The following is an 18,333-nucleotide window of genomic DNA, read 5'->3' as shown; positions in this document are numbered from 1 at the left end:
CTGTGGGAGAACTTAAAAGTTTAGTTTCAAATAATGTAAGACGTTTTGGAATGGTTATTGCACTAGTAGGTATAGCAATACTCTTTCAAATTTTAACTGAAGGTATATTACTTACACCACTAAATATAACAAATATCATTATGCAAAATAGTTATATTATTGTATTAGCAATCGGTATGATGTTAGTCATTATCACAGGAGAAATTGACTTATCTGTAGGATCAGTAGCAGCTTTTGTAGGTGCTGTTGCTGGGGTGTTATTAGTAACGTATGACTTGTCAGTTCCGCTTGCTGTTAGTTTATGTTTAATACTTGGTGCAGCTATTGGTGCATGGCAAGGATTTTGGGTAGCCTATGTTCGCATACCAGCGTTTATTGTAACGTTAGCAGGGATGTTAATATTTAGGGGATTAACTTTGGTTGTACTACAAGGTAAAACGCTCGCACCTTTTCCGGATGGATTTAGAAGTATCAGTTCTTCTTTCATTCCAGATATCTTTGGTGGAGGAGAAATTAAATTACTTACAATCGTTATCGGTATTGTACTTTCGGTATTGTTTATTTTAAATGAAATCAAGTTGCGAAGAACCGACTTAAAATATGACTTTAAAACAATTAGCTTCCCTTTATTTACAATAAAATTAGTTATCATGGTCGCAATTATAAATGTGTTTACGTATGTTCTTGCGTTATATGAGGGTATTCCTTACGTATTAATTATATTGGGAGTATTAATCATGGGATATTCATTTGTGATGAATAAGACAGTATTCGGAAGACATATTTATGCACTAGGTGGTAACATAAACGCTGCACAATTGTCAGGAGTTAAGACGAAGAAAATGAAGTTTTGGGTTTTCGTGAACATGGGTGTATTAGCGGCATTATCTGGTTTGATTTTTGCCGGACGTTTGAATGCAGCAACACCACAAGCTGGTAATTTATTTGAACTTGATGCAATTGCAGCAGCAGTTATAGGTGGAGCATCTTTAACTGGTGGAGTTGGAACCGTTGTCGGCGCTGTTATTGGGGCACTAGTTATGGGTGTACTAAATAATGGTATGTCTCTAATGGGAATCGGTATAGACTGGCAACAAGCAATCAAAGGACTTGTACTATTAAGCGCCGTAGCATTTGATATACTGAATAAAAACAAGAAATGAAACATGGGGACGGTTCTCGTGTTTCATTTGATGGTGAGTGAAGTATGGCGAATCATAAATTTGGGGTCTGACCCCAAGAAAAAGTGAGCATGGAAATTTACATCCTGGCTCACTTTTTCTTTCGCACTAAATAATAGGCATTAACCCATGCGGCAATTGGAATAATAAAGGCGATACCGATTCCTGCACAAAAAATAGTAATCATTTCTGCGCCAAAAACTTTGGAATTTACGATATCTCCAAACGAATAGGAAAGGTCTTTGAACCAAATGAGCAGTCCGAGATAACCACCGATGAATGCAAAAAATAATGTGTTTGTATTGGAACCTAAAATATCTTTACCGATATTCATTCCCGAAGTAAATAATTCCTTTCTCGTAATGGTCGGGTGGTACTCATAAATTTCTCGCATGGGGGATGTGATGGAAATTGCCACATCTGTAATAGCGCCAATTGTACTCATGATAATGACGGCGGCGCTAATTTTAATAAAGTCAACTCCTAGATAGAGAGAAAAGATACTTAGCTCTTCGACTTCCTCTTCACCAAACCCTTGAATCATGGCCTTTTTTGTAATGATATAAATGACGAAAATCAAAATGGAAATCGTCACTACGGTCGAAATAAAGGCTGTTATTGTTTTGCTGTTTACTTTATTAATGTAAAAGAGATTAATACAGCTAATGGCAGCGCAAGCAATAATTGTAAGGATAATTGGATTTGCATCTGGACTTGTCATCAAGATAACCGTTATCAAAATGACGATAAAGTTTAAAAACAACGAAAAGAAGGATCTTACACCTTTTTTTCCACCAATTACGACCATTAAAATAAATAAAATTGCTGCAAGTAACACTAATACGTTCATTGTTTCGCCCTCTTTCGATTAACGAAAAATATTGTCGTATATAACCCAATTGGAATGGTAATGACGATACCAATCCCACCGGCAAGTGCCCGCGCTAATTCCAAGGATAGATTCATTGTTAACGTAAAGCCAAGCGGTGAGTAGTTTGAAATATATAAAATAAGCATCGGGATGGAGCCACTTACATAGGCAAAAAACAATATGTTCGTCATCGTGCCCATAATATCTTTTCCAATATCAAATCCGGATTTTTTTAATTGCTGTATGGGTATGTCGTGATTTTTTTCATAGAGTTCAAAAATAGCGGAAGAAATAGAAATCGCTACATCCATGACAGCTCCTAACGAACCGATAAATAATCCTGCAAGGAAAATAAGGTGGTATGGTCGTGTTAAAAATTGCATTTCTTCATAACGAAGTCCATTTTCATTGGTCACCCACATGGCAAGATATGTTACAAAGACAGCAAAGAAGGTCCCTAACAATGTGGCGATAATGGCAGCATACGTTTTTTCATTTCTTCCATTTACAAGCAATAAAGAAATGACGGTAAAAATGATGACGGTCATACCACATATCCATAATAAATTTGTATTTGTTTTGATATAAAAATCAAGTGCATAGGAAAGTAGCATGATGTTTACGACCAAACTAACGCTTGCGAATAGACCTTGTTTTTTCCCGACAATGAGTAATGTGAAGAAAAATATCCATGCTATGATGACAAGATATTTATCCCGTTTTACATCTATTATGTCCCCAGTGATTGTAGCGGAATCCTGCATTGCGTTTTTATCTATTTTTACAAATAATTCATTGCCAATTGCGAAGTGATAGTCATACGCACCGGAATTGGAGTACTCATTCGTAAGAATCATTTGCTTCCCTTTATGTTCACCATTTTTAATTTCGGCGACAATATGTTGTGTATACAACGTATCCTTATTTTCATATTGATCGGTTACTTCAGTTGTTTCTTCAATCTTGGTCTCAACAACTTTGGCGATAGTCTGATTATAAAATGTATAATTATGATGAACAAAAATGAGAGAAGAAATAAACAAAAGAAAAATAATCAAGTAAAAAATTGCCCTTTTATATGTCATATCTTTAGCCAATTTAAGGATTGTTTCCACAAAACCCCTCCAATTACAGTTGAAACAAGCAATACGAACTAACAAAAATAATATAGACAAATTACCCCAATACCCCGCATAAACACTGGACCTAGAATAGCAAGAAAACCAAACGCGGTCAAGAAGTGAAACATGGGGACGGTTCTTGTGTTTCATTTGGGGTCTGACCCCCAATCTTTGGTTTTACTTTTACGGGGATGTGTAATATAATCGAGATAAGTGGTTATTACCAGTTGTTTCTACGTGGAAGTTTTCCCGTATATGCGGTGCATGACGTACGCAGGAATTGGTATCACACTTATAAATGAAAACGAGGAGGTGGCTACGGCATTTTGGATAAGCAAAGTAAGGTGCCATTGTATTTACAATTGATGGAAGTGCTCATCGAAAAAATAAATGGTAATGATTATGTTGAGCATGACAAGCTGCCTTCCGAAAGAGAGTTATGTGATATTTATAATTTAAGTCGAATTACTGTTCGACAAGCGTTACAAGAGCTTGAAAAAGAAGGTTATATTTATAAGCTACATGGTAAGGGGACATTTGTTGCACCGAAGTCCTTTAATCAGAAATTGGTGAAGCTGTACAGTTTTACAGAAGAGATGAAAAAAATAGGAAAAACACCAACAACCAAAGTCATTTCATTCGAAGAGATGGCGATCGATGAACGATTGGCACATAAGATGAATATGGAGCCATTAGATGAAGTCTATGTCGTTACACGATTACGACTTGCCGATGGCGAGCCACTCATGTACGAAACTTCTTATCTACCAAAACGGATGTTTCCAGGTTTATCGATGGTCGCCTTGGAGAAAAAGCCAATGTACGACCTATTTCGCGATGAGTATCAGATTGGCGTAACAAAAGCTGTGGAGCGATTTTCAGCGACATTAATTAGAAGAGAGCAAGCTGCACATTTGCAAATGGTCGTCAATCAACCAGCGATGTTGATTAGACGTTATGCCTATTACATGGACCAATTGATTGAATATACAATAAGTGTGGCACGTGGTGACAAGTTTAGTTATTCTGTTGAATTAACGTAATTACTCTATTAGCGGATGTTCAAATAGGTTCAATAAAATGATGCCGGTGGGGAGGCCTTCTACTAAAGTCGCCCTTCATTCAGTGGATGATGTTCGTGTATATCTAGTGAAATACATGCTTCTCCACAAATTATGTTACCTAGCAGCACGTCGATGTAGAGGATTTATGTCGGCGTTGTAGCGGGTTGCGAATTTGACCAAACTTCGTCATTTTGATTTCCCTTTTGAACACGAAATTTTCATAAAATCTCTCATCTACTAATAGAGTTTTTATAATAGAAAACTGGTTATGACAACATAACCAGTAAAGTATAATAACATAACCCAAAAAATATGGAGGTCTGATCAAACAATGTTTAATTTAACTTCAGAACAAATGGAGCGTTTGAAGGCGATTCATACAACGCAAGAGGTACACCAGCAGCCAACGGTGTGGAAAGAGGTTGTGGGGGTATTTTCCAAACAAAAGGAATCATACCGTCAATTTCTAGAAGCAATTTATGGAAAACACGAGCAAGTAAGGGTCATTTTTACAGGTGCTGGTACATCGGCTTTTGCAGGAGATACATTAGCTCCGATACTTAGAAAGCTCGGACCAGAACAAGTCGTATTTGACTCGATTGCGACAACAGATATTGTTTCAAATCCGGAAGAATACTTAGATAAAAAGACGCCAACTATATTAGTTTCTTTTGCGCGTTCTGGGAATAGTCCTGAAAGTGTGGCAGCTGTTTCGCTAGGTGAAAATATGATTGAACATTTTTATCAAGTGATTGTGACTTGTAATAAGGATGGTCAATTAGCAAAAAACGTAAAAGGTGATGCAAACAGTCTGTTGATTTTAACACCAGAGCAGGCCCACGATCAAGGCTTTGCGATGACGAGCGGCTTCACAAGTATGATGATTTCGGCTTATTTATTATTTGCTGCAAAAGATGTGTTACAGCAAGATATTGAACATGTTATTGCAAATGGAAAAAACTTTGTTGATCGTGTTGCAAACCAAGTAGATGAGATTGTGAGTCTTAATTTTGAACGAATTGTCTTTTTAGGTTCCGGATTATTAGGACAGCTAGCCCATGAAGCTGCATTAAAGATGCTAGAACTAACATCTGGTAAAGTTGTGGCTGTTCATGAATCATCGCTCGGTTTCCGCCATGGTCCTAAAACAATTTTAAATGAAAAAACATTAGTCGTTGTGTTTATGTCAAAAGATGCATATACCCGAAAATATGATGTAGATATTGTTCGCGAGCTTGCTACAGATGGCTCACCTTCTAAGTTAATCGTTGTTGATGAAAAAGAAGATGAGGAATTGAAGAATTTAGCTAATTGGACAATAGATGTAAATAAAACAGATACAGGTTTAAATAATGATTTTTCACTCGCTTTATTATATGTCATTTTTGCTCAAGTACTTGCATTGAAAAAGTCAATCGAACTTGGAATAACACCAGATAATCCGAGCCCTGAAGGAAGGGTCAATCGTGTCGTGCAAGGTGTAACCATTTATCCTTGGAATTAAGCAAATGTAAAAAATGCGGTCAATATATCACATATGGGAGGTACCGAAATGGTATATATTCAAAACACAAAAGAAATGTTGATCAAAGCTCGAAAAGAAGGATATGCAGTACCGGCATTTAATATTCATAACTTGGAAACAATCCAAACTGTCGTAGAAGCTGCAGTTGAATTAAAATCACCCGTTATTTTAGCAGCAACTCCTGGAACGATGAATTATGCAGGTCGGTCCTATATTCAAGCAATTGCAGAAATCGCAGCAAAGGAAAATGATATTCCGATTGCCCTTCACCTGGACCATCATGAAACATTAGAATCGATTGAAGCATCACTTCAACTTGGAACAAAGTCAGTGATGATCGATGGTTCGCATCATACATTTGAAGAAAATATCGACATTACGAAACAAGTAGTTAACGAAGCACGTAAATTTGGCGCTACTGTCGAAGCAGAGCTAGGCAAACTTGTTGGTCAAGAAGATGATTTAATTGTGGAAGCTAAAGATGCTGCTTATACAGATCCTGATACAGTTGTAGAATTTGTTGAACGTACAAATGTCGATTCACTAGCTGTGGCAATTGGAACAGGCCATGGTGTCTATGAAACGGAGCCAAATCTAGACTTTGAACGTTTAAAGAAGATTAGTAGTCTCATAGATATACCGATTGTGTTACATGGTGCATCAGGAATTTCCGAAGCAGACGTCCGCAAATGTATCGAGTTAGGATGTGCAAAGGTGAATGTATCAACAGAATTGAAAATACCATTTTCCAACACATTACGCGACTACTTAATTGAACATCCAGAAGAAACCGACCCAAGAAAATATATGAACCCAGCAAAAGCAAAAATGAAAGAAACAGTAAAAGAAAAAATCCTTATATGCAAAAGCAACGGCAAAGCGTGAAACACAGGGACGGTTCTCGCGTTTCATGCCGGCGCGGAGAAACAGGGACGGTTCTCGTGTTTCAGTACCGGCGTGAAACATAGGAGCAGTTCTCGCGCCTCATGTCAGTGCAAGTCATAGGAAACGTGCTTCGCACCAGTTCACGATAGGGCGCGTACGTTCCAAGGTTCTTATAAGTTTTGTTAGAGCATTTACTATTCATTGCAATCTATCCGTGGGGGGACTAACTGTAGGTCTCCCCACTTTAAGAATTAGAAAGGACTTAAAGCATGATATGTGTGGGGGATAGCAGTCAATCGTTAGAAAAGCCGATTCATTCAACCATACAATCGTTCCATTAAAAATTAGAGGGAGCAGTAATCCCACCCTAAAAAGCTGAGCCTCACTTTATTCATGCTATTTTACTCATTTTCCCGTACCTTGAACAACTCAATTACTCGTTTCCGAAACTTTCTCAAGCGGTTTAAAATCCCAACTACTACGTACGAGGTGATGTTTTAATGGTATTAACAGTTACGTTGAATCCATCAGTCGATATTGGTTATAATCTTGAACAATTACATTTGGATACAGTGAATCGGGTAAGTCATATTTCAAAAACAGCGGGCGGGAAAGGGATTAATGTCGCCCGTGTTTTAAAACAATTAGAAATAGAAGTAAGTGCTACTGGCTTAATTGGTGGGAGCCTGGGAAAGTTTATTAAAGAGCAGTTGAACGGGATAGGAATAGGTCAGCAGTTTGTTGACATTACTGGGGAAACTAGAAATTGTATCGCGATTCTTCATGATGGAAAACAAACAGAAATATTAGAAGGTGGGCCAGAGATTTCCGAGAATGAAGCTAGCCAGTTTTTATTTCATTATGAATCTATCATGAAAGAAACAGACATCGTGACCATTTCTGGTAGTTTACCAAAAGGGTTAAAAGATAATTTTTACGAAAAGATGGTGGAAATTGCTAGCCTTTACGACACGCCAGTTTTACTTGATGCGAGCGGGAAAGCGTTAGAAGCAGCTTTAGAATCTTCCGATAAACCATTTTTAATTAAACCGAATCAAGAGGAACTAGCGGCATTGATAGGAAAGGCACTCGTTACTGAATCTGAAATTATTGCTGCATTACAAACAAATCCATTGTTTGAAGGAATTCCTTGGGTCGTCATCACTCTGGGTTCTAAAGGTGCGGTGATTAAGAAAGATAATAAATTTTTTCGAGCGGATATACCGAAGATGCAAGCGGTTAATCCAGTTGGATCAGGCGATTCCGTAATTGCTGGGTTTGCTGCAGGGCTTTCTCGTCAATTGGGTGATGAGGAACTAATAAAAATGGCGATGGCAACAGGTGTACTAAATGCATTAGAAGAACGGACCGGTTACATTAATCCGGAAAAACTCGATTGGTGTATGAAGCAAATTGTTGTTGAAACTATTTAAAACTTAAACCTAAAACTAAATCAGAGCATTTTAAAAAGCGAGGATAATCCTTGCTTTTTTTATTGCATTCATAGTTAGAAAAGTAACGTGACAGGTAAATTTAAATAATAAGAGTTACTAGAAAATAATGATTTATAGCAACCATCATAAAAAAATCACCAATATCTGTATTGTGAAAGCGCATTCATGGATTGTAAGATGAGGAGGATGATAAGTGTTTGAAACATGTGAGGGAGAAGGAGTGATATAAAAGATTACATGGAATTTTAATGATAAGAGGAGGATGTTAGGTGAAAAGCAGGCGATTTAGACATGTGAGTATTCTTTTGGCATTGCTATTGGTTATGCAACCCTTTCTAGGATACATGCCAACTGTTATGGCGCAGGAATCATTAGAGTCTGGTTCAATTGACGTAAATGAGTTAATGGGGCACCAAGAGGAAGCCGATTTTCATGAGGAAAACTTAGACACTTCCGATACCGGAAACGCTGATGTGCAAGTAGAAGAAGGAGAAAAATCAGAGGTAAAAGACTCTGAGGCTAAAGATCATGCAGCGAAAAATGAATCGGAAGCAAAGGATCACAAAGAAACCCCAAATCAAGAATCTACTAAAAAAATAGATTCTGCTAAGGTAGAAGAGAAACAAACTAAAGGTACAGAAGAAGACAAGCATCATCGTTTAGAAGTATTAGATTTTACACCTGAAAACCCATACTATGTTGATTTTACAAATGGGAATAATGGTGAATTGAAAGCGGAAGAAGGTAATATGGAAGTTAAATATGAAGATGGATATGCGAATGTCAGTACAATTGGTCAGACATTAGTACATGACGCAAAAGCACCAAAGATTGAAAATGGTGTGTTGGAAATGAATATGCAGTTTACGGAAGATGATCCATCTAGATTTGGTTTTATTTTCCGATACCAGGACAAAGGTAACTATGCAGCTCTATTAAAGGATGCGGGAAATTGGGTGATTCATTATAAAGAGGACGGGAAGCCAACGAATCAAAATGTTCCGGCATTAGCTGATGTTACTTTTAAAAAAGATACAGATTATGATGTGAAACTCGTTTATGACGAAATTTATTTAACATTATTTATTAATGGAGAAGAAATTATTAATACTACAGCCTCAAATGTACCACATAAGGCGGGAAAAATAGGCATTCGTAGTTGGTTTAATAATAAAACATTCAAATTGGATAGTATAACGAACTATAGTTTAGACTCCAATTCTGAAGAAGAAACAGGAAACTTAGTTGAAATTTTGCATCATGAAACAAAAGTTGTTGTAGATGATTCATTTCCACGTATCGATCATTATGAGTGGAATGGTAATACAATTGACGGATATCAAAAAGGTCTGAATTCCATCAGAATAAATAATACTCGTTATGTCCCGACTGTTAGTTTTCGTAAATTGTCAGACGATGTAGCTGAATATCAACTAACGGTGCCAGAGTTGGCAGAAATATTATTACAAATTAAAGCTACTGCCAATGGTGTTGATATAAATGTTACGGACATTAAAGAGTTAAGCGATAATATGCTTGTCAGAACGCTAGATATTCCTAACCTTGGCCTCGTTTCCATAAACTCAAAAGATAACGAAGTGGCACAAGAGGCGGCAGCATGGTCAACAGGTGCATGGCATGGATTATTTGAAGAATATCATGATTTGCATGATGTAGCTGAGGTAGTCAGTGGCGGGCGTACATTTGCCTTCTTGAACACGGATACATATGCAGCGACAATTTTAAATAATGTTGTAGATGGAAATGATAAAGTTCGTGTCAATATTGATGCTGATGGTACTGGAAATAATACAGCAGCAATGTGGAATGGCTCATGGACGTATCATGAAAATAATGCTTTAGATCCTGAACCATTACCGTGGTCAAAAATCGTCTTTACTGATGATCAAAATGACGATGGTGTCGTGGATTGGCAAGATGCAGCGATTGCCTATCGTAATATTGCGGAAACGACCGTTGCTGATGGTTATTTGTTAGCACCATACCGTCATGAACTAGTTCGTGATCATATTTCGTATATTAGCTTTAACATCGGCTCGCAAGCTGGAATGCCGTTCTTACGTCAATTTGATAATGCGAAGAAAATTGCTAATTTAACGGATGATTTTGGACAACTTGTATTGTACAAAGGCTATCAAGCGGAAGGACACGATGATTCACATCCTGACTATGGTGGCCACATTGGGATAAGACAAGGTGGAGAAGAAGATTTTAATTATGTATTACGTGAAGGGAAAAAGCGTAATATTATTGGTGGCGTTCACATAAATGCGACGGAATATATGTTAGATGCATTTGAAACAAAAATGGAAAATCTGAGACAACCACTCGTAAATGGTTGGGGATGGATGGACGCTTCCTATTACGTGGACCAATATAAAGATGTTGTAACTGGCGAATTAGAACGCCGATTAAATATGTTAAAAGATGACACAGGTGATCATTTATCATTTGTTTATGTTGATGTGTATAGTGGTGTTGATTATAAAGCGAAAAAGCTTGCGGAGTATATAAACAATAATGGATGGATGTTAGGTACTGAATTTGCAGGCCCATTATTTGAGCAAGTTGCGTGGACACATTGGGGTACTGATCCAGGCTATCCAAATCAAGGTAATGAGAATAAGATTATTCGATTTATGCGTAACCACGTCATGGATGGTTTCATGAGTCATCCCATGTTAAAGGGTTTACAGCAATCTGGTGTTGGATACTGGCAAGATATCCCCGAGAATAAAAGTTTTCATAAGACACAAGAAGTTTTCTATGTCCACAATTTACCGACAAAATATATGCAGTATTTTCCAATCGTCAAGTGGGAAGATGACCGTATAGAAATGGAACAGAATGTCCATGTTCAGCGTGAAGACGATGGCAAAATTCATCTGTATAAAGACGATAAATTAATTGCAATCATGTCTGATTCTGAAGATGTCAGTCAAAGTACTGTGTTTATACCTTGGAATCCACTTACAGAAGAAAAAGTGTATCACTGGAATCCTAATGGTGGTAAAACAACATGGGATGTACCGAATTCATGGAAGGATGCCTCTTCCGCGATGCTTTACAAACTAACAGATCTTGGACGTGAGTTTGTTGAAGAAGTATCAATTGATAATGGGAAAGTTGAATTAGATGTAGATGCCAAAACTGGTTACGTGCTCTATCTGGAAGAACCACAAGAACAAGAAGAAATGAACTGGGGAGAGGGCGGCTTGGTGAACGATCCAGGATTTGAAGGCAATAGCTTTGAACAGTGGAAAAAGTCGTCAACGAATGAAGATACGCAGCATATTCAAATGGTAAGAGATAGCAATGGAGATGGACAGCTTGAAGTTACGGGTTCAAATGATGCGACGGTAGCACAAGTTATTACCGGCTTAACCCCAGGAAAGACTTATTCGGCATCTGTATGGGCTCATATTGATGGAAAGAGAAAAGTTACGATTGGCGTGAAACAAGGTGATGCTGAAGTTACGAATTGGTTGGATAACACAGAATTAAAATTTGGTTCGCGTCAACATAAATATTTAAATCAAAATTTCCAAAGAGTAAAGGTTAACTTTGATGCAACATCAGATACAGCAACCTTATTCATGCACGTTGATGAGGGGGATGCAAAAGTACTACTAGATGATGTTCGTATTTGGGAAAATCCAAGCAAAACGGATTCAACTGGCTACGTCTTGTTTGAAGACTTTGAAAATGTTGATGAAGGTTGGGGACCATTTGTTTACTCTAGGTCAGGCCCAAACCGGACTCATTTGGCAGAAAAAAATCCAGATAAAGATCAAGTTAAAACTTTTGTAATAGATGGTAATTTTTCATTGAAGTCAAATGAAAATGGTAATCCAGGTGAATGGCTAAGAACATTACCACAAACATTAAGATTAGAACAAAATAAGACATACACAGTCAAAATGGATACAAATGCCGTTGCAGATGATATGTATACGATTGCAGTAAGAGTTAATGAAGATGGTGAAGTTCGTGACTTGGCCTCACAAACATTAAAAGAGGGTGACCAACAAGTTGAATTTACATTTTCAACAGAAGATGCAAAAGATGCGTATTTAGCAGTTATTAAAAACTTTAATGATGAAAAGAAAGAATCTTCAGGGATATTAATCGTTGACAATATCCGTGTAATCGCTGATCTATCCGAGTTAATAGAAGATGCAGAGGCTATCTCAAATGAAGACGGTAAATACACGACTGAATCTTTTGCAGCATTACAATCTGCAATAGAGACAGCGAAGGCAGCCCTTGAAACAATCGAAACCGAGGAAGATTTAGTAGCCGCGATAGCCGCGTTGCAGTCTGCAATTGATGGATTGGAAGAATCGTCAGGAGAAGAGCCTACAGAACCAGAGCTGGATTTATCAGAATTAGAAAAACTAATCGAAACAGCGAAGGCGATTTCGAATGAAGATGGTAAGTATACGTCCGATTCATTTGCCGCATTACAAGAAGCGATTAAGGTTGCAGAAACAGCCCTTGAAACAATCGAAACCGAGGAAGATCTGGCAGCCGCGATAGCCGCATTGCAGTCTGCAATTGATGGATTGGAAGAATCGTCAGGAGAGGAGCCTACGGAACCAGAACTAGATGTATCCGAGTTGGAAAAACTAATCGAAACAGCAAAGGCGATTTCAAATGAAGATGGTAAGTATACGTCCGATTCATTTGTCGCATTACAAGAAGCGATTAAGGTTGCAGAATCAGCCCTTGAAACAATCGAAACCGAGGAAGATCTGGCAGCCGCGATAGCCGCGTTACAGTCTGCACTTGATGGATTGGAAGAATCGTCAGGAGAGGAACCTACGGAACCAGAGCTGGATTTATCAGAATTAGAAAAACTAATCGAAACAGCGAAGGGAATTTCCAATGAAGACGGTAAGTACACGACCGACTCATTTGCTGCATTGCAAGAAGCGATTAAAGTTGCAGAATCGGCACTTGAAAAGATAGAAACCGAGGAAGATCTGGCAGCCGCGATAGCCGTGTTACAGTCTGCAATTGATGGATTGGAAGAATCGTCAGGAGAGGAGCCTACGGAACCTGGTAACTCAGAAGATGTAGATAAAGATGATACAAATCAAGATGGTGCAGTCGCCGATAGTGATAACGAACTACCAAAAACAGCAACAACGATATTTAATTGGCTAGCACTAGGATTTGTTTTCATTAGTTTAGCATTCGTGCTGTTTGTAGTTTCTAATAGAAGAGGGAAACAGAACATATAACGAAACGACAATCTAATATTCAGTAAAATCCGTGATACGCACCCCCGAAGTTAGACCTGAAATCTAACTTTGGGGGTGTTTTTTATATTGCGGTTAACGAGCTTTAGGTTCCGGACTGATTGAAGTGTCACTCTTATCTCTGGTGGCGAATGTAAGGAATCCCAGGCGTCCGCCAGATGAAACACGAGAACCGTCCCCATGTTTCACCCATGTTTCACTAAAAACCAATAATACTAAAATATTAGACAATATTTATATTGTTTTGAAAATATGGTGTTAGTAGAGTTAAAGTATACTGATTTATTGTAGTTACTAAATTAGTATAGAACATAGATAAGGAGGATTCGTATCTGCTAAATTTAATCACAAAATAGAAAGCGCTTACACCAGGTAGTTTTAGAAAAAAGAGTGGTGTTATGTGAAAAGTTTATATGCTTAAAGGAGGAAGTTACAAATTGAAAACGAATTATTTTAGTAAGTTATTTAAAGTGTTTCTAGCTTTTATGTTAGTAATACCATATTACTTAACTAGTTTTTCTTATTTAACTGCCTATGCAGAAGAAAATACTAATCCTTGGATTACGGTTTCTACGGGAGAAAATGAGGTAAATGAAGTCTTAGAGATCAATGGAAAAAACTATGCCAGACTCGGAACTGGAAAAGGTAATGATAATGGTGAAAATCCAGCGTTATTTCGTGAAGAGGGTGCTGAAGGTAAAGAATCGGGTGTAATGGAATATACCTTTATCCCAGAAACAGAAGGTGCTACAACTAGATTAGGCTTTACTCCCCATTATAAGGATTCAGATAACTTTATCTTTGTAGGCTATGACAAGGGTGGTTGGTTCTACGAATATAAAGTTGATGGTGACGGGGAATGGTTACAAAATAGACCTAGCGTATCAAAACCTGAGCCTGGAAATGAGTATACGATTAAAATCGAATACCATGGTACGACATTAAATGCAACATTAAATGGTCAAGATTTATTCGGTACAGTAAATTTAAAAGAGACAGTTGAAAGTCTATTAGATGCGCCGGAGGCTTTGAGATTAGGTAAATATGGAGAAGAAGACTCTCAGGTACTAATTGAATTAGGTGAGTCATCTGAAGAACCAGAAGATGGAGATGAAAACCCTGGCACTGAAGAACCAGAAGATGGAGACGAAAATGATAATCCTGGCACAGAGGAACCGGAAGATAGAGATCCAGTTGAAATTGTGAATCCAGACCTAAAAGAAGGTGACTTTAAAGTTATTGAAGGAGATGGAACACTCACATATCATGACGATGGCTCCGTTACTTTTGGTGTTACTTCTAACGGAAAAAATAAAATCGTCTATGATAATATACCTAAAATAAGGGATGGTGTTTTTGAAGTAGATTTTACTCCAGATAAGGACTTGAACCGTTTTGGTTTTATTTATCGTGTACAAGATCCATCCACATATTCTTATGTAGGAACTGGTGATACAAATGATCAGTACTTTGGGGAAATATTTGGTCCTTCAAACAGTTGGACTGCTATGACCAAAGGTACGCCATTAAAAGCAGGTGAGACATATCATTTACGGGCTATTTTCATTGATGATGTAGCAACATTATACATTGATGATGAAAAAATGGGATCCTGGACACTTGCAGGAGTGGATCAACCTGGATATTTAGGAATAGAGAAAAGTCGTGGAGCAGCGAATATTACATTTTCTAACGTTAAAATATCAGAATATGTGCAACCCGAACCACCAACTACACCAGTTGTAGAGGAGACGTTAAGCTCTGATTATATGGAAGTAGTAATTGACGAAGTTTTTCCACGTGTTATTAAATATCAAGTAAATGACAAAGTGTTAAATGGTCAAGAAACTTCAGTTTATGGATTAAAAGTTAATGGCATGCTTTATTATCCAGAAGTTAACTTTGAAAAAGTAAGCGAAAGTGAAGCAAAATACACATTAACTGTTGAAAATGAACTTGAAGATATAGATGCTACATTTACACTTTCATTAAAAGTAGATGATAATAAGGTTGTTTATCACTTTACAGATATTCAAAATAATGGAGATGCAAACATTGAAACATTCGAGTTAGCCAATTTGAACCTTGTTTCAGTGAATGCGAATGAAAAAAATGCAAAAGCCAAGTTAGCTAACCTTAGCTCTGATGTTACAAAACCTGGCGATATCGATGTAACGGTGGATTCCAGTATGGAAAAAGTAGGCACATCATCTAATCACTATGTCGCATTAGTGTCCAATAATGAACTAAGTGCGGGTGTTTGGTCCAGTTCAGAAGTGGATGGCTATGGTAACTTAGTTGCGAATCGTTATGAAAATGAAGATGGTGCAAAAGCATTAGGAATTAGCTCAAATATGCTGTTTCATCATAGAGACTTTATGTCTAAACCATCATCTAATGAAGCAGTAATTAAAGTTGCTATTGCTGAGGATTTGAATGACGATAATAAGGTAGATTGGCAGGATGCGGCTATCGCTTATCGTGATATTATGCATGATGTTAAAGGTTCCGAAAATGTGAATAATCTTGTCACTACTCGTATTGCGATGAATTTTGGTTCGCAAGTACAGCAACCATTTTTAAAAACATTAGATAATATTAAAAAAGTAGCACTTGCTACAGATGGATTGGGACAGGCTGTTTTATTAAAAGGATATGGAAATGAGGGACATGATAGTGCGCACCCGGATTATGGTGATGTAGGTGAACGTATGGGTGGTAAGGAAGATTTGAACACATTAATTGAAGAAGGGCATAAATATGGTGCTGAGATTGGCGTACATATCAATGCTCAAGAAACTTATCCTGAAGCTAAAGCTTTCAATGATGATTTTATTCATGGTCCAGATTCGCAAGGATGGGGTTGGATTGACCAGGGATATGTAATTGACAAAATTAAAGATTTGGCCTCAGGTACACGCCAGGAAAGACTAGATGAATTACACGAAGCTGCACCAGGACTTGATTTCGTATATTTAGATGTATGGTATCAAGACCAGTGGGAATCAAATCGTATTGTGGAACAATTCTATAATATGGGATTAAGATTAACTACTGAATTTGGTACGGCAATGCCAAATCACTCGACATGGCAGCATTGGGCTACTGATAAAAATTATGGTGGTGCAGAAAGTAAAGGCATTAACTCAGAAGTACTACGTTTTATTAGTAATCACCAAAAAGATTCTTTCGTATTGAACTGGCCAGAAGTTGGTGGAACTGCTGACCATCCATTGCTTGGTGGTTTTGAATTAGGTGGGTTTGAAGGATGGCAATCCGATAAAAACTTTGACAATTTTATTAATAGAACATTCGACACAAACATACCAACTAAATTTTTACAAAAATATCATGTTACGAACTGGACAACAGTAGAAGGTGACAATACCAAAACTAACTTGGAAAAGGAAATTAAATTAAAAGATCCAAGTAATGATGACGTCGTCGTTGTGACGAGAAAAGATAATACAAGAGAACGAATCATCACGCTTAATGGTAATAAAGTACTAGATGAACATACGTATTTATTACCTTGGGTAGAACAAGACTTTGAAAATCCAACGCCTAAAGCTGAAAAATTATATCACTGGAATTTAGAGGGTGGTACAACGACTTGGACGCTTCCAGAAGATTTTAAAGAGTTATCAAGCGTGAAAGTCTATAAGTTAACAGATCAAGGTAGAACGGACATGCAAGAAGTTAATGTTGTGAATAATGAAGTTACCTTGAAAGCCGATGCTGCAACTCCTTATGTCGTAGAGGCGGGTGAAGATAAAGGAGTGCAAGTAGATGAGTGGAGCACAAATGCTCATGTTTATGACACAGGATTTAATTCCGGTACAATAGAAGATGATAAAACGACTGTTACTGGTGATGATGAATCTGTAACAGTTGAAAGAACAAGTCAAACTGGAAATGCACGTAACTTAAGTAGTGGTGATTACTACTTGAATTTCGATAGCCCATCAAAAGATACGGCTGTTTCCCGAGCAATTACCGACTTAGAACCTGGAAAAGACTATGTTGCGGAAGTATATGTCGAAAACCAGAGTGATGTTAGGGCTTCTATTGAAATTAAAGGTGAAGAAATAGACGTAAGTAATTATACTTTACGTAGTTTACAAAAGAACTATGTGAAGGCGGATTCTCATGCTACTAATAATGGGGATAACAGTAAAATGCAACGGATGCAAGTGAGCTTTACCGCTAAAAGTGATACAGCTACGTTAACACTTAGCCGTGAAGCAGGAGAGGGAAAAACAATGTTTGACGACATTCGTGTTGTTCAAAAGACATTGTACAACGATGTATCTCCAACTGTTTTCGAACAAGATTTTGAATCTGTAGTGCAAGGTATTTACCCATTTGTAATTGGAAATACAGAGGGTGTTGAAGATAATCGCATACACTTGTCCGAAAAAAATGCGCCATATACCCAAAAGGGATGGGCAGATGCTAAATTAGTGGATGACGTCATAGATGGCAACTGGTCCATAAAGGTAAACACTGGGAATGCAGGATTATTATATCGTACAATTCCACAACATTTCCGTTTTGAACCAGGTGTTACTTATAAAGTGTCATTCGACTACCAGACTACAGTAGGATCATATCGTTTCATTTCTGGAGATCAGGAAATTGACGCTAGAAATATTGACGATGTGGAAGGACTAAGCGTCAATGAACTGCTACCTGATTCAACAGATACAAAAACTGCAGAGTTTACCATTACGGGATCCGAAAATGGCCAAACTTATATTGGGATATTTAGTGATGGAACACAATTAAATATGCATACTGGTGATGGAATATTTATTTTAGATAACCTTAGAATCGAAACACAAATTCCTACAGAACCAGAACCAGAGCTAGATTTATCAGAATTAGAAAAACTAATCGAAACAGCGAAGGCGATTTCGAATGAGGATGGTAAGTACACGTCCGATT

At 37.6% G+C, this 18,333-nt stretch carries 8 protein-coding genes and 1 pseudogene; 7 read left to right on the top strand and 2 right to left on the bottom strand.

All coding sequences use genetic code 11. The annotated features are described in order from the left end of the window. The first annotated feature begins 2 nt into the window (after nt 1–2). Complete coding sequence (gene mmsB, locus ACFFIS_RS18100; protein WP_390188650.1) at nt 3–1,163, top strand: multiple monosaccharide ABC transporter permease; 1,161 nt, start codon at nt 3–5, stop codon at nt 1,161–1,163. A 109-nt stretch (nt 1,164–1,272) separates the two neighbouring features. Here mmsB and ACFFIS_RS18095 read toward each other — a convergent pair whose 3' ends face one another. Both ACFFIS_RS18095 and ACFFIS_RS18090 read right to left on the bottom strand, forming a co-directional pair. Next, nucleotides 1,273–2,031, bottom strand: coding sequence for a YibE/F family protein (locus ACFFIS_RS18095; protein ID WP_390188649.1), 759 nt, complete (start codon nt 2,029–2,031; stop codon nt 1,273–1,275). After that, a complete protein-coding gene (locus ACFFIS_RS18090) occupies nt 2,028–3,137 on the bottom strand; it encodes a YibE/F family protein (protein WP_320380618.1) in 1,110 nt (369 codons plus the stop codon). The genes ACFFIS_RS18095 and ACFFIS_RS18090 overlap by 4 nt, the downstream gene beginning before the upstream one ends. 362 nt (nt 3,138–3,499) lie before the next feature. On the opposite strand from ACFFIS_RS18090, the gene ACFFIS_RS18085 reads away from it, so the two are divergent. The 6 genes and pseudogenes from ACFFIS_RS18085 to ACFFIS_RS18060 form a co-directional block, all read left to right on the top strand. Further along, nucleotides 3,500–4,216, top strand: a complete 717-nt coding sequence (locus tag ACFFIS_RS18085; protein WP_320380058.1) for a GntR family transcriptional regulator — start codon at nt 3,500–3,502, stop codon at nt 4,214–4,216. Nucleotides 4,217–4,568: 352 nt separating this feature from the next. Beyond that, complete coding sequence (locus ACFFIS_RS18080) at nt 4,569–5,741, top strand: SIS domain-containing protein (RefSeq protein ID WP_390188648.1); 1,173 nt, start codon at nt 4,569–4,571, stop codon at nt 5,739–5,741. A gap of 48 nt (nt 5,742–5,789) precedes the next feature. Beyond that, complete coding sequence (locus ACFFIS_RS18075) at nt 5,790–6,647, top strand: tagatose-bisphosphate aldolase subunit GatY (RefSeq protein ID WP_320380054.1); 858 nt, start codon at nt 5,790–5,792, stop codon at nt 6,645–6,647. Between the two features lie 500 nt (nt 6,648–7,147). Beyond that, nucleotides 7,148–8,080, top strand: coding sequence for a hexose kinase (locus tag ACFFIS_RS18070; protein ID WP_390188646.1), 933 nt, complete (start codon nt 7,148–7,150; stop codon nt 8,078–8,080). Between the two features lie 290 nt (nt 8,081–8,370). Continuing rightward, nucleotides 8,371–13,368 carry an endo-alpha-N-acetylgalactosaminidase family protein gene (locus tag ACFFIS_RS18065; protein WP_390188645.1) on the top strand — a complete coding sequence of 1,666 codons (4,998 nt, stop codon included), beginning with the start codon at nt 8,371–8,373 and terminating at the stop codon, nt 13,366–13,368. Nucleotides 13,369–13,823: 455 nt separating this feature from the next. Further along, nucleotides 13,824–18,224 (top strand): annotated as a pseudogene (locus ACFFIS_RS18060) (endo-alpha-N-acetylgalactosaminidase family protein); the annotation flags it as partial. Nucleotides 18,225–18,333 lie beyond the last annotated feature (109 nt).

The organism is Paracerasibacillus soli (assembly GCF_042432965.1).
Classification (GTDB): Bacteria; Bacillota; Bacilli; order Bacillales; family Amphibacillaceae; genus Paracerasibacillus; species Paracerasibacillus soli.
Note: the sequence above shows the minus strand (reverse complement) of the source record. Positions and strands in the feature narration are given on the sequence as shown.

Coding starts and splice junctions, on each gene's coding strand:
- ACFFIS_RS18095 (WP_390188649.1), bottom strand. CDS start 2,031: ATGAACGTATTAGTGTTACTTGCAGCAATTTTATTTATTTTAATGGTC.
- ACFFIS_RS18090 (WP_320380618.1), bottom strand. CDS start 3,137: ATGACATATAAAAGGGCAATTTTTTACTTGATTATTTTTCTTTTGTTT.
- ACFFIS_RS18080 (WP_390188648.1), top strand. CDS start 4,569: ATGTTTAATTTAACTTCAGAACAAATGGAGCGTTTGAAGGCGATTCAT.
- ACFFIS_RS18075 (WP_320380054.1), top strand. CDS start 5,790: ATGGTATATATTCAAAACACAAAAGAAATGTTGATCAAAGCTCGAAAA.
- ACFFIS_RS18070 (WP_390188646.1), top strand. CDS start 7,148: ATGGTATTAACAGTTACGTTGAATCCATCAGTCGATATTGGTTATAAT.